This window comes from Micromonospora echinospora (genome assembly GCF_014203425.1).
GTDB lineage: Bacteria > Actinomycetota > Actinomycetes > Mycobacteriales > Micromonosporaceae > Micromonospora > Micromonospora echinospora_A.
On the sequence record NZ_JACHJC010000001.1, the window covers coordinates 6,997,953 to 7,010,782 of the forward strand.

General features: G+C 74.2%; 14 protein-coding genes and 1 pseudogene. 3 read left to right on the forward strand and 12 right to left on the reverse strand.

Annotated elements, in window-relative coordinates; translation table 11 throughout:
- Positions 1–2 precede the first annotated feature (2 nt).
- The 11 genes and pseudogenes from FHU28_RS31595 to FHU28_RS31645 all read right to left on the reverse strand — a co-directional run bounded on the left by FHU28_RS31595 (position 3) and on the right by FHU28_RS31645 (position 9,846).
- Complete coding sequence (locus FHU28_RS31595) at positions 3–860, reverse strand: lysophospholipid acyltransferase family protein (RefSeq protein WP_184690075.1); 858 nt, start codon at positions 858–860, stop codon at positions 3–5.
- A 386-nt stretch (positions 861–1,246) separates the two neighbouring features.
- The gene (locus FHU28_RS31600; RefSeq protein WP_184690076.1) at positions 1,247–2,320 is read right to left on the reverse strand and encodes an NAD-dependent epimerase/dehydratase family protein; all 1,074 of its coding nucleotides are present in this window, start codon (positions 2,318–2,320) and stop codon (positions 1,247–1,249) included.
- A 120-nt stretch (positions 2,321–2,440) separates the two neighbouring features.
- Positions 2,441–2,542, reverse strand: a complete 102-nt coding sequence (locus FHU28_RS31605) for a 30S ribosomal protein bS22 (protein WP_007465623.1) — start codon at positions 2,540–2,542, stop codon at positions 2,441–2,443.
- Between the two features lie 221 nt (positions 2,543–2,763).
- The gene (locus FHU28_RS31610) at positions 2,764–2,973 is read right to left on the reverse strand and encodes a helix-turn-helix domain-containing protein (RefSeq protein ID WP_013288759.1); all 210 of its coding nucleotides are present in this window, start codon (positions 2,971–2,973) and stop codon (positions 2,764–2,766) included.
- 202 nt (positions 2,974–3,175) lie between these two features.
- Positions 3,176–4,360 (reverse strand): ABC transporter permease, encoded by a 1,185-nt coding sequence (locus tag FHU28_RS31615; protein ID WP_043328082.1) that lies wholly within the window; start codon positions 4,358–4,360, stop codon positions 3,176–3,178.
- Positions 4,357–5,211 carry an ABC transporter ATP-binding protein gene (locus FHU28_RS31620; protein WP_184688818.1) on the reverse strand — a complete coding sequence of 285 codons (855 nt, stop codon included), beginning with the start codon at positions 5,209–5,211 and terminating at the stop codon, positions 4,357–4,359. The genes FHU28_RS31615 and FHU28_RS31620 overlap by 4 nt, the downstream gene beginning before the upstream one ends.
- Positions 5,208–6,604, reverse strand: a pseudogene (locus FHU28_RS31625) (efflux RND transporter periplasmic adaptor subunit). Before FHU28_RS31625 ends, FHU28_RS31620 begins: the two are co-directional and overlap by 4 nt.
- A 30-nt stretch (positions 6,605–6,634) precedes the next feature.
- Entirely contained in the window at positions 6,635–8,176 is a 1,542-nt protein-coding gene (locus FHU28_RS31630; RefSeq protein WP_184688820.1) for a hypothetical protein, read from the reverse strand.
- A 95-nt stretch (positions 8,177–8,271) separates the two neighbouring features.
- Positions 8,272–8,493 (reverse strand): YrdB family protein, encoded by a 222-nt coding sequence (locus tag FHU28_RS31635; protein ID WP_260413218.1) that lies wholly within the window; start codon positions 8,491–8,493, stop codon positions 8,272–8,274.
- Positions 8,490–9,059: a TetR/AcrR family transcriptional regulator gene (locus FHU28_RS31640; RefSeq protein ID WP_184688822.1), complete on the reverse strand. Its 570-nt coding sequence runs from the start codon at positions 9,057–9,059 to the stop codon at positions 8,490–8,492. Before FHU28_RS31640 ends, FHU28_RS31635 begins: the two co-directional genes overlap by 4 nt.
- Positions 9,052–9,846: an alpha/beta fold hydrolase gene (locus FHU28_RS31645; RefSeq protein ID WP_184688824.1), complete on the reverse strand. Its 795-nt coding sequence runs from the start codon at positions 9,844–9,846 to the stop codon at positions 9,052–9,054. Before FHU28_RS31645 ends, FHU28_RS31640 begins: the two co-directional genes overlap by 8 nt.
- Positions 9,847–9,923: 77 nt before the next feature.
- Between FHU28_RS31645 and FHU28_RS31650 the strand changes: the two genes are divergently transcribed.
- The gene (locus tag FHU28_RS31650) at positions 9,924–10,328 is read left to right on the forward strand and encodes a VOC family protein (RefSeq protein ID WP_116508871.1); all 405 of its coding nucleotides are present in this window, start codon (positions 9,924–9,926) and stop codon (positions 10,326–10,328) included.
- Between the two features lies 1 nt (position 10,329).
- Here the strand turns inward: FHU28_RS31650 and FHU28_RS31655 are convergent, their stop codons facing one another.
- Positions 10,330–11,250, reverse strand: a complete 921-nt coding sequence (locus tag FHU28_RS31655) for a proline dehydrogenase family protein (RefSeq protein ID WP_116508873.1) — start codon at positions 11,248–11,250, stop codon at positions 10,330–10,332.
- Between the two features lie 118 nt (positions 11,251–11,368).
- Here FHU28_RS31655 and FHU28_RS31660 point away from each other — a divergent pair, with 118 nt between their 5' ends.
- Positions 11,369–11,644 carry a hypothetical protein gene (locus FHU28_RS31660; RefSeq protein ID WP_311773683.1) on the forward strand — a complete coding sequence of 92 codons (276 nt, stop codon included), beginning with the start codon at positions 11,369–11,371 and terminating at the stop codon, positions 11,642–11,644.
- A gap of 1 nt (position 11,645) precedes the next feature.
- Complete coding sequence (locus FHU28_RS31665) at positions 11,646–12,812, forward strand: glutathionylspermidine synthase family protein (RefSeq protein WP_184688826.1); 1,167 nt, start codon at positions 11,646–11,648, stop codon at positions 12,810–12,812.
- The last annotated feature ends 18 nt before the right edge of the window (positions 12,813–12,830 follow it).

Sequence of the window (12,830 nt, forward strand, 5' to 3'; positions counted from 1 at the left end):
GCTCAGGGGCCGAACGGGTCGGGGCGGCGTTCGAGCAGCTTGTGCAACGTCTGCTGGATCGTCTCCCGCACCTGGTCGGCGAGGTTGAACACCACCAGCGGGTCGTCCGCGGAGTCACGCAGGTGCGCCGTCGGGATCGGCGGGCAGAACTCGATCAGCCACTTGCTCGGCAGCGGCACCATGCCCAGCGGCCCGAGCCAGGGGAACGTGGGCGTGACCGGGAAGTACGGCAGTTTGAGCAGCCGGGCCAGCGGCTTGATGTCGGCGAGCATCGGGTAGATCTCCTCGCCGCCGACGATGGCCACCGGCACGATCGGCGTACCGGTGCGCAGCGCGGCGGAGACGAACCCGCCCCGGCCGAAGCGCTGGAGCTTGTAACGGTCGGTGTAGAGCTTGCCGACCCCCTTGAAGCCCTCCGGGAACACGCCCACCAGTTCCCCGTTGCCGAGCAGCCGCTCCGCGTCCGGGCTGCACGCGACGGTGCCGCCGGTCTTGCGGGCTATCTCGGACACGACGGGCATCCGGAAGACCAGGTCGGCGCCGAGCAGCCGCAGGTAGCGGCGCGCCGGGTGCCGGTCGTGCAGCGCGGCGGAGAGGATCAGCGCGTCGATCGCCACGGTGCCGGAGTGGTTGCCCACGACCAGGCCCGCGCCCTCGGCCGGTACGTGCTCGATGCCGCTGACCTCGGTGCGGAACCAGTCCCGGTAGAGCAGCCGCACCAGCGGGTGGACCACCGCGTCGGTCAGGTCGGGGTCGAAGCCGAACTCGTCGACCTCGTACTCACCGGCGAGCCGCCGTCGCAGGAACGCCAGGCCCTGGGCCACCTTGCGGTCCCAGTGGTCGCCCGGCCGGTCGGCCACCGCCGGTCCGGGCGGCGTGTCACCGGCCGGTTCGCTCCCGGCCGCCGGATCAGCTACTGCCTTCTTCGCGACGGCCTTCTTCGCCACGGTCTTCTTCGCCACCGTCTTCTTCGCGACCGTCTTCTTGGCCACGGTCTTCTCGGCCGTCGGGCGGTGCGCCGCCGGGCTCGGGGCGACCGTCCCGGCCGGAGCGCCGGGCCGGTCGGCAGCGGTGCCGGGCTCGTCGGCGGAGGTGTCCGGCTCGTCGGCCGGGTCCACCGGCGCGGCCGGGCGGGCGGACGGCGCGGTCACCCGGCGGTGTCCGTTGCGCCGCGCCGGCTCCGCGCCCGGTCCGGGCACGTCCAGCGGTACGTCGTAGCGCGCGTCGCGCCGCTCCTCCGGGCTGCTCACGAACGCTCCCGTACGGTCGAGCGGACCTGCCGGATGCTCTCCAGCACCAACTGCTCGGCCGCGGCCAACTGGTCCCGGGTCACCACCACGCCGCCGTGGTGGGCTCGGATGAAGTCGTCGAACGCGGCGGCGGTCGAGCGGGGCGTGAAGCCGAACTCCCGCTCCAGCCGGCTGGTGTCCACCACCCGGCCGTGCACGAACAGGTCCACCTGGTCCAGGCCGTACCGGCCGAAGCCCAGGCTGCGGGCGATCGCGGCGACCCCGGCCAGGCCCGGCTCCAGCACCGGCACCGCCACCCGGCCCGCCCGGCGGATCGCCTGCGACAGCGACAGCACGCCCGGCCCGGCGACGTTGTACGTGCCCGGGTGGTCCTCGGCGACGGACCGGTGCAGCACCTCCAGCGCGTCGTCGAAGTGCACGAACTGCAGGCGCGGGTCACGGCCGAAGACGGTGGGCACCACCGGCTGGGAGAAGTAGCGGGTGAGCGTGGTGTCGGCGGCGTACCCGATGAACGGCGCGAAGCGCAGCACTGTCGCGGTGACGTCGGGCCGGCGGCGGCGGAACCCGCGGACGTACCCCTCGATGTCGAGTATGTCGCGGCCGAAACCGCCGCGTGGCACCTCGCGAGGCTCGGTCTCCTCGGTGAAGACGGCCGGATCGCGGAACGACACCCCGTACGCGGCGGTGGACGAGCGGACCACGAGCTTGCGCAGCCGGGGCGCGCGCTGCGCGGCGGCGAGCATCTGCATCGTGCCGATGACGTTCTGTTCCTTCATCCCCGACCGGCCGCCGTGCTGCGGATCGGGGGAGGTGACGAGCGCCAGGTGCACCACGGCGTCGACGTCGAGGTCGACCAGGAGGCCGCCGAGCGAGTCCAGGTCGAGACGGACCGGTTCCACGTCGGTGAGCAGATCGGCCAGCTCGGGGTTGGGCGGGGCCGGATCGACCCCGATGACGCGCTCGATCCGCGGGTCGGCGGCGAGCCGCGCGGCGACGTGCGCGCCGAGCCAGCGACCGACTCCGGTGACGACGACGACCCCCGGGGCACCGGAGGTGTCACCGGGGGTCATGTCGTGCGCCTTGCGCGGCAGGCAGGATCGAGCCGGGACGTCCACGGCCTGATCACCTGAGCCTCCGAGGGTCGACAGTTGGCAAGTGGTGCCGGGAGCCGGGCCAGTGCCCGGCCCCGGTCACTTGCCGAGACGGCGACGCTGGACGCGGGTCTTGCGCAGCAGCTTGCGGTGCTTCTTCTTAGCCATGCGCTTGCGGCGCTTCTTGACCACCGAGCCCATACGACAGCCTTTCGATGCAACGTTCGGGGCGGACCGGAAGACACCACCGCCGGTGGTGCCTTGACCGCTTGCGGACAACGGACCGGACCAGCGTGGTGGGCAGGGCACACCAGAGGGCGATCACGGTCGTGGTCCAGCCTAACCGGAGTGCGTCAGCAGGACCAACGCGCCCCCGTCGATGCCCCTTTTCGCCACACTCGGCGGACCGGCCCGCCGAGTGGTCAGGCGGACTCCTGGAAGGCGCCCCGGAGGTATTCGTGCACGGCGTGCTCGGGCACCCGGAACGAGCGGCCGACCCGTACCGCGGTCAGCTCACCGCTGTGCACGAGACGGTAGACCGTCATCTTGGAGACCCGCATGACCGTCGCCACCTCGGCGACGGTCAGGAACCTGACATCCGACAGCCGTGCGTCGGACTGCGACCCGGCCATGGCTCACCGACCCATTCCCGTGCCCGGCGCGTGTCACCGGGCAGGTGCTCCCGCCTCGACGAGCGACGCGCGTGTAACCAGTACGGTAGCGGGACGGCTGTGACCTGCGCGATCCCTTCCACCCTTTGATCATGGCGGGGCAGCCGTTCACCCGATGTCCAGCAGGGGTTTTTCGCCCGGACGGGTGCCTCGTCCGATCCGCCTACTCGGCGCGCAGCGCCACCACCGGGTCGAGCCGGCCCGCCCGCTGCGCCGGCACCACGCCGAAGACGATGCCGACCGCCGCGGAGACGCCGAACGCCAGCGCCAGTGACCACCAGGTGATCGCCGCCGGGATCGGGGAGAACGCGTCCACGAGCAGGGCGGTGCCCACGCCCAGCGCCATCCCGGTCAGGCCGCCGACCGAGGTGAGCAGCACCGCCTCCAGCAGGAACTGCACGCCGATGTCCCGGGGGCGGGCGCCGACCGCCTTGCGCAGGCCGATCTCGCGGGTCCGCTCGCGTACCGAGACCAGCATGATGTTGGAGACGCCGACGCCGCCCACCAGCAGCGAGATGCCCGCGATGGCGGCCAGCACGCCGGTGAGCACGCCCAGGATGTCGCCGAGCACGCCGAGGATCTGCCGTTGGGTGACGGCGCTGAACTCGGTGTCCGGGTGCCGGCGGGACAGCTCCGCGACGATCCGCTCGCCGAGTTCGTCGATCCGCTCCCGGTCCGGCGCCTTGACCGCGATGCCGTCGATGCGCTGGGTGCCCCACAGCCGTTGCGCCGCCGTCACCGGTACGTGCACCTCGTCGTCCCGGTCCACGCCGAGGCTCTGCCCGAGCGGCGCGAAGACGCCGATCACCCGGAACCGCACCCCGGCCAGCGTGACCTGCTGGCCGAGCGGGTCACGGTCGGGAAAGAGCGCCCGGGCCACCGAGTCGCCGAGCACCGCCACGCGGCGGCTGGTGTCCACGTCCGCCCCGGTCAGGTAGCGGCCCCGCGACAGCGACCTGGTGAACACCGACGGGGTGGTCTCCAGCACGCCCTGCACCGTGGTGAAGTCGGACCGGTTGCCGGCCCGCGCGGTCGCCCCGGAGGCCACAGTCACCGCCACCCGTCCGGGGTCGCCGACCACCCGGGAGACGGCGTCGGCGTCGCTGAGGTCCAGCGGCGAGACCACCGGCGCGTTGCCCACCTCGATCCGGCCCGGCACCACCAGCAGCAGGTTGGAGCCGAGCCCTTCGACCTGCTGCTCGACCTGCTGTTTGGTGCCGGTGCCGATGGCCACCAGGATCACCACCGAGGCCACCCCGATGATCACCCCGAGCATGGTCAGCACGCTGCGCAGCCGGTTGGCCCGCAGCGCGTCCCACGCCACCCGCCACGCCTCGGCCAGCCTCATCCGGCGTCCCCGCCGGCCCGCGGAAGGCGCCCGGTGGCACCGGCGGCGCCACCGGAGCCACCGGGCGGGTGCCCCGGGCCGCTTCCGGACGCGGACCGGGGCTCCGCGCTGGGAGCGGGGTCCAGTGTCGCAGGTGCGCCGGAACCCTCCGACGGCGGTCGATCATGAGCGCTGTCGGAGCGGATCAGGCCGTCCCGCACCGCGATCCGCCGACGCGCCCGGGCGGCCACCTCCTGGTCGTGGGTCACCATCACCAGCGCCACCCCGGACTCGGCGTTCAGCTGTTCCAGCAGCTCCAGCACCGCCTCGCCGGTGGCGCTGTCCAGGTTGCCGGTCGGCTCGTCGGCGAGCAGCACCGCCGGTTCGGTCACAAGCGCCCGGGCGATCGCCACCCGCTGCTGTTCACCACCGGAGAGCTGATTGGGCCGATGGTGCAGCCGGTGACCGAGGCCCACCCGGCCCAGCATCGCCGCCGCCCGCTCCCGCCGCTGCCGCGCCCCGACGCCCCGGTAGACCAGCGGCAACGCGACGTTGTCCACAGCCGACGTACGGGCCAGCAGGTGGAACGCCTGGAACACGAAACCGATCGTCTCGTTGCGCAGTGTCGCCAGTTCCGGAGCGGTGAGCGTGGTGACGTCCCGGCCGCCGATCACCAGCCGGCCGCCGCTGGGCCGGTCCAGCCCGCCGAGCAGGTGCATGAGCGTCGACTTGCCCGAGCCGGACGGCCCGATCACCGCCACGTACTCGCCCTGGTCGATGGTGAGTGACACCCCGCGCAACGCGGACACCGAGACGCCGTCCAGCTCGTACGTGCGCCAGACGTCGACGGCCTCGACCGCCGGGGCCGTCACCGCAGTTCCTGGCCGTCGCGCACCTGGTCGGCGCCGCGTACCACCACCCGGTCGCCGGCCCGTACGCCGTCGACGATCTGCACCAGGTCCTGCCCCTGCACGCCCACCGTCACCGGCACCCGGTCGGCCCGGCCGTCCCGCAGCACCCAGACCGCGTCCCGCCCGTCGGCGGAGAAGACCGCTGACGCCGGCACCGCCACCGCGTCGGCGGCCTCCCGCACCCGCAGCCGTACCACCGCGTTCATGCCGGGCGGGGCGCCGGGGCGGCCTCGGCCTCACCCAGGCGACCGGCGCCCAGGTCGAGCCGGACCCGGTAGGTGACGCCACCCCGCGCCGAACTGCTCGGCAGCACGTCGACAGACCGCACAGTGGCGTCGTACGTCGCGCCGGTCACCGCGTCCAGCTCGACCGTCGCGGGCACCCCCGCCCGGACCAGCAGCACGTCGGTCTCGTCCACCTCGGCGAGCAGGCCGAGCCGGCCGGTGTCCACCACTGTGAGCACCGGTGTGCCGGCGGTGACCCGGCCACCGGCCGGGATCGCGTCGTCCACCCCGGGCGGCGGTCCGCCCTGCCCACCCGCACCGAGCGCCGACGGGTCGAGACCGGGCACCGCCGCGCCACCGGCCGCCCCGAGCAGCCCGGCCAGGTCGGCCGGCGCCGCCGATCGGGTGCCGCCCGGCTGCACCACACCGGCGATCGGGGCGCGCAACGTCAACGCGTCCACAGTCGCCTTCGCCAGGTCGTACGCCTGCTGGGCCTGGAGTCGCTGCGCGGCCGAGAGCGCGCCGACGGCGCTGTTCAGGCCGGCGACCCCGCGCTGCACCTGGGCGACCGCCCGGTCGGCGGCGCGGGCGGCCGACTCGTACTGCCGCTGCGCCGACTGGACCTGGAGCAGCAGCGCGGCGCGTACCTGCGGGTCGCCGACCTTGCCGGCGGCGGCGCGGGCGGCGGCGAACGCCTCGTCGGCGGCCCGGTCGGTGCCCCGCCGGCTGCCGCCCAGGTCGCCCGTGCCGGCGCCCCGGCCGGCCCGCTTCGCCGCGCGCAGCGCCTCCCGTGCCTGCGCCAGGCGCTCCCGGGCGGACGGCGAGTCGATCACCGCGAGCACCTGTCCCCGGGCGACCCGCGCGCCGGGCTGGACACGCAGGCTGGCGAGCGTGCCGTCGGCGGGGGCGGTGAGGGTGGCCGCGGCCCGCGCGGTCACAGTGGCCGGCGCGTCGATCACCTCGCTCACCGGCGCGCGGCCGACCTCGGCGACCGTCACCGCCGGTGCGTCGTCACCGCAGGAGGCGGCGGTGGCGCCGGTCAGCGCGACGACGGCGAGAAGCGCGGTGACGAGACGGGGGCGGCGGGCCGCGGGCAGCCGCGGCGAGGGAGTGCGGGCCACCCGGCCCATGCTACGACCCCGTCGACAGCCGTCGACGTATCAGCCGACGACGGCCCGCACGTAGGCGACGCACTCGTCGTGCAGCATCGACCACGGGTCGCCGAGCACCTCGTCGGCGGCCTGCGCCGGTGGCTTCCGCTCGTGCACCACGGCCCGGTAGAAGTCGAGCATCCGCTGCTCGCCGTAGCGGTCGACCAGGTGCCGCACGGCCAGGTAACCGACGCCGTAGGCGCCGCCCACCCGGCTGTCGCTCGCGTCCGCCTCCGGCGCCACCGCCTCCAGCCGCCCGGACCAGCCGCCGCGCAGCAGCTCCCGCATCTCGGCCAGGCCCTCGTAGCGGTGGACCGGCTGGCCGTCGGCCCCGGCGTACTCGGCCAGCCCTTCCACCAGCCACCAGTCCGCGCGGTCGGCGTACCCCCGGTCGGGCAGCGAGGCGGCGTGGGTGAGTTCGTGCCGCAGCAGGTCGTCGACGCCGTCCGGGGTGACGGTCTGGGCGTTGAGGACGACGTCGTGGCGTCCACCGCCGACGCCGACCGCGTACCCGGCGGTCCACTTCGGCCGGCCGCCGCCGTACCAGCGCCGCCACTCGGCCTTCCCGGCGTAGTAGACGAGATACCGGTCCGGCCGCGCGTCGCCGACCGCGTACCGGTCCGCGACCCGGGCGGCCGTCTCGGCCTGGGCGAGCAGGCCGGGCAGCTTGCTCCGCTGGGCGGGCGTGGTGGCCACCACCACCCGCTTCCCGACCGTCACGGCCAGGTCGTTCGCCTGCCACGGCCGCACGCCGGCCGGATCCGCGCCGGACGGTTCCAGCGCGGTCAGCCGGGGCTCCTCCCCCACCAGCCGCCAGCGTGCGTCCAGCTCCACTGTGCTCGGCGCGCAGTCCGGCACCACGAAGCAGTAGCCCACGGTGATCGTCTGCCGCCACTCCCCGGGCCGCCCGTCGGCCGCCGCCGGAACCTCGTCGGCCGCCGGCCGCCACACCGTGACCCGCAGCGCCCGCAGCGCCGCGTACCGCCCGCTCAGGGCGGGCCGCGCCGCCGGATCGGCGATCGCGAGGAAGCCGGCCCGGTCCGCGCCGACGAGCGCGGCGGCCTGCCGGTCCAGCAGCGCGAGCATCCGCTCGCCGAGCCGCCGCTGCGCCGCAGTGCCCGGGTCGTCCCGGCCCGCGGCCGACCGCCCGGCCGCGTCCGGTGACAGCTCCCGCAGGAGTACGCCGGGTACCGCGCCCGCCACCAGACCGAGCACCAGGCCGAGCGCGGTCCAGAGGGGCCAGCGCCGCCGTTTCCGCACCGTCCGCGTCTGCTCGCCGACGTGCGCCAGGGGTACGGGGTACGGCGCGGATGCCGTGACGGGGTGCGGCGGCGGGTTCGTGTCCGCGACCGAGGCCGCGACGGGGTGCGGCGGTGGACTCGTGTCCGCGACCGGGGCGGGGACGTCGGGCGCGTTGTCGGCCCCGTCGATCGACTCCGCCGGCGTCGGGCTCGCGTCGGCGACGGGGGCGCCGCCCGGGGTGGTGCTGTCGGTACGAGACTCGTCGCCGTCCGTCGTCCGGCCGGGAGGCTGCTCGTCGCCGTCGGTCACCGGCGAAGGGTACGACCAATCGGGCGTTCCGGGAAAGAGTCCCGCCGTTGTTCCGCCGCGTCGGAGGCCGTGGGACGGACGTCGTCCAGGATCTCTCAGATCGGGGTGCCGGTCAGCGTCAGCGCGGCCTTGTCGGCTGTCCAGAGGGCCACCAGTGCCACAGCTGGGACGGCGTGGCCGGCCACTGCGAGCAGCACGCCGCCGGTGAGGAAGCAGGCGGCCTGGACGGCGAGCTTGGCCGGGTCGGGCAGCGTCACGGTGGCGCGGGGTGAGCAGAACAGCCCCCACACCACAGCGATCAGCAGTGGCGCGGTCATCGGTCCCCCCAGGAACGGTAGGCGCGGTCCAGGCCCGCGATGAGCTGGTCGAAGGAGCGGTCGGTGTCGCGGGGCAACCCGAATCCGCCGGCCGCCTCCAGAGCGACGAAGCCGTGCACGGCGGCCCGGAACATCCGGATGGCGTCGATCGCGTCGTCGCCGTCCAGGCCGTACCCGAGCAGGATCGCCCGGACGGCGCCGACCGCGCGCTCACCGGCGGCGAGGTGGTCGGCGTCGGCGGGGTCGGGTGCCCGCTGGGCGGCCGGGTAGCGGCCGGGGTGCTGCCGCGCGTACGCCCGGTAGGCGGTGGCGACGGCGCGCAACGCGTCGCTGCCGGCCCGGCCCGCGGCGGCGGCGGTCAGCACCTCGGCGATCTCGGCGGTGGCGAGCACGGCGAGCTGCTGGTGCAGCGCGTCCACGCCCCGTACGTGCTTGTAGAGGCTGGGCAACGCGACGCCGAGTCGCGCGGCGAGCGCCGCCAGGGTCAGCTTCTCGTAGCCGGCCTCGTCGGCGAGCACGGCGGCCTCCCGCACGACTGTGGCCGGGGTCAGGCCGGCCCTAGGCATGCGCGGTCACCGCCAGGAACTCGACCAGGTCGGCGGCGGTGGCGTCGGGCTGGTCGGCGTGCGGGTAGTGACCGGAGTCGGCGACCATGCGCGCCTCGGCGACGGCGAACAGTCGCCGCGCGGCCCGTGCCTCGGCGCCCGGGTCGGGGAAGTCCGGGTCCTTGGTGCCCATCAGCACGAGCACCGGCCGGCGCACCTCGGGTGCCCGTGCGGTCCAGTGCGGGTCGGCCGGCGCGACCACGCCGCGCACCGCGTCCATCCGGCCGCGCAGCTTGGCGACCAGTTCCTTGCGGTACGCGGCGTCGTCCACCGGGCGCCCGCAGGGGAACAGCGTGCGGTGGAACAGCCCAAACAGCCGAGGGCTGCGCAGCACGGCGGCTTGCGCGGCCCGCATCAGCGGGTTCGGCTTCGGCGTGCCGACGAACGGGCTTACCTGCACGATGCCGCTGACCAGTTCCGGCGCCTCGGCCGCGGCGAAGACCACTGCCGCGCCGCTGGACGAGCTGCCGACCAGGGTGGCGGGGCCACCGCCGAGTGCCCGCACCACGGCGAGCAGATCGCCGCCGACCTGCTCCGGGGCGTACGTGGGCCAGTGCGGGCTGGAGTCGCCGTGCCCGCGTACGTCGACCGTGGCGACCCGGTAGCCGGCCGCCACGAGCCGGGGCGTCAGGTGACGGAAGGCCGCCCGGTTCTCCCCCATGCCGTGCGCGAGCACCACGAGCGGACCCGACCCGTGCACCTCGTACGCGATAGTGCCGCCGTCCCGCGCCACCTGGCTAACCGTCATAGCCAACAAGCTAATGCCATTAGCTTTCTGGGTCAAGGCTTGACCTCAACACGACGTGAAGTCGCACGATCGCCGACATGCCGATCACCGCCGACACCCACGTACGCCTCGCCCGCCCGAGCCGCGACCTGACCGCCGCCGAACGGTTCTGGGCCCACGGCGTCGGCCTGGACGTGCTGTTCCGCGCCGAGGCCGGGCGTCCGGGCGAGCACGACCTGGTGATGCTCGGCCTGCCCGGCGCGGCCTGGCACCTGGAGCTGGTCGGCGGCGCGGCACTGACCGTCGCGCCGCGCCCCACCGAGGAGGACCTGTTGGTGCTCTACCTCGACGGCCCCGCCGACGACGAGCTGGTGACGAGACTGGAACGGGCCGGCGGGACACGGGTCTCCGCCGGCCCGTACTGGGACAGGTGGGGCATCACGTTCGCCGACCCGGACGGCTACCGCCTCGTGCTGTGCACCCGGGCCTGGTCGAACGAGTGACTCACTTCTTCGACAGCACCGCCCGGCCGAAGAACGCCAGGTTGGCCGGGCGCTCCGCGAGCCGGCGCATCAGGTAGCCGTACCACTGGTCGCCGTAGGGCACGTAGGTGCGCACGGTGTAGCCCTCGTCCACCAGGCGCTTCTGCTCGTCCGGGCGGATGCCGTAGAGCATCTGGAACTCGAACCGGCCCGGTTCGCGGTCGAACCAGCGGGCCCGGTCCTCCCCGATCGCGATCAGCCGCGGGTCGTGGGTGGCGAGCATCGGGTAGCCGTCGCCGGACATCAGCACGTTCATACAGCGCACGTACGACTTGTCGACCTCGCGGGCCGACTGGTACGCCACCGACTCCGGCTCCTTGTACGCGCCCTTGCACAGCCGCACCCGCGACCCGGCGGAAGCCAGCTCCCGGCAGTCCGACTCGGTGCGCCGCAGGTACGCCTGGAGCACCGCCCCGGTCGACGGGTGGTCCTTACGCAGCTTCGCCAGGATGTCCAGCGTCGAGTCGGTGGTGGTGTGGTCCTCCATGTCCAGCGTGACTGTGGTGCCCGCCGCGTCGGCCGCCGCGCAGATCGCCCGCGCGTTGTCGTACGCGAGCTGCTCGTCGAACATCTGGCCCAGCGCGGACAGTTTCACGCTGACCTCGGCGCCCGGGGTGAGCCCGGCGGCGCCGAGCCGGCTCAGCAGCCTGAGGTACTCGTCCCGGGTGGCGTTCGCCTGCTCCGGGGTGGTGGTGTCCTCGCCCAGGTAGTCGAGGGTGACCGCTTGGCCGTCGGCGACCAGCTCGCGGGTGGCGCGCAGCGCGTCGTCGGTGGCGGCGCCGGCGACGAACCGGCGGACGACGTCCCGGGTGAACGGGGCCGTCGCGACGAGCCGCTCCACCTGGGAAGACCGGGAGGCGGCGAGGATGACGGAACGGAGCATGAGCCGAGCGTAACGCTCACCACCGGGCCCCCGCCGGGTGCGTCCGAGGCCCGTCCCCTCCCGCGCTGCGGCCTGGGCCGGGCTCCCCAGGCTGGCGGAGATCGGCTACAACGTTCACGTGGATCGACGACACCCCCGGCGCCGGCTCCGCTCGGCCTCCGTGCAGCTCGGCGCGCTGACCGCGCTGGCCCTCGCGCTCTCCGGCTGCAACAACGGTTACGACGACGACGATGACGACTGCGCGCTCGGACCGGCCGGTGGAGGCGCCGACACCGTCGCGGTCGCCCTGCGCGTGCCCGCGCCGGCCACCGCCGCGCGCGGCGAAGCGGCCCCGACCGCCGCGCTGCCCGAGCGCGGCGGCTTCGGCACCCACCTCGCCTCCTGCGGCGGCTGACGTGCGCCGCGAGGCGAGCACGCCGCGCCCCGGCTGGGACGAGACCATCCGGGCCCAGGGCCTGGTGTACGTCGACACCGAGCTGCCCGACGGCGAGATCATGTCGTACTGGGACGAGACGGCGGCGTACTCGTTCACGCTGGACGAGGTGCTCCGGCTGGAGGAGGCGACCGAGGAGCTGCACCGGATGTCGGTGGCCGCCGCCGAGCACGTGGTGGCCCGCCGCCGGTACGCCGAGTTCGGCATCCCCGAGTGGGCCGCCGAGGCGGTCGCCCGCTCGCTGCGGGAGAACCCGCCGACGCTCTACGGCCGGTTCGACCTCTGGTACGACGGCAGCGGCCCGCCGAAGATGCTGGAGTACAACGCCGACACCCCGACCGCGCTGGTCGAGGCGAGCATCGTGCAGTGGTACTGGCTGGAGCACACCCGGCCCGACGCGGACCAGTGGAACAGCCTGCACGAGCGGCTGGTCGGCGCGTGGGCCAAGATCGGCGCCGGGCTGCACGAACGCCGGACGCACGTGCTCTGGTCCGACGAGGAGGAGTCGGGCGAGGACCAGATCACCGCCGGCTACCTGGCCGAGACGGCCCGCCAGGCCGGGCTGGACGTGACGCTCGTGCCGATCCAGCAGGTCGGTTGGGACGGGCGGCGCTTCGTCGACGCCAACGACCGGCCGATCACCACCTGCTTCAAGCTCTACCCCTGGGAGTGGATGCTCGCCGAGCCGTACGGGCGGCCCGCGCTCGCCCCGGGCACGCCCACCACCTGGATCGAGCCGGCCTGGAAGCTGCTGCTGTCGAACAAGGCGCTGCTCGCCGTGCTCTGGGAGCTGTACCCGGGGCACGACTACCTGCTGCCCGCGTACCTGGACTCGCCGCGCGGCATGACCGAGTACGTGGCCAAGCCGCTGCTCGGCCGCGAAGGCGGTTCGGTACGCATCGTGACCGGCGAAACAGAGATCACCAATCCGGGGATCTACGGCGACGAGGGCTTCTGCTATCAGGAGTTCCGCGCGTTGCCCGAGTTCGAGGGCAACCGGACGGTGCTGGGCAGCTGGATCGTGGACGGCGAGTCGGCCGGCGCGGGCGTGCGCGAGAGCGAGAGCCTCATCACTGACGGTTACGCGCGGTTCCTGCCCCACTACATCGACGCACCGCGTCTGCCCTGAGTCGTCTACCGTTGGTGT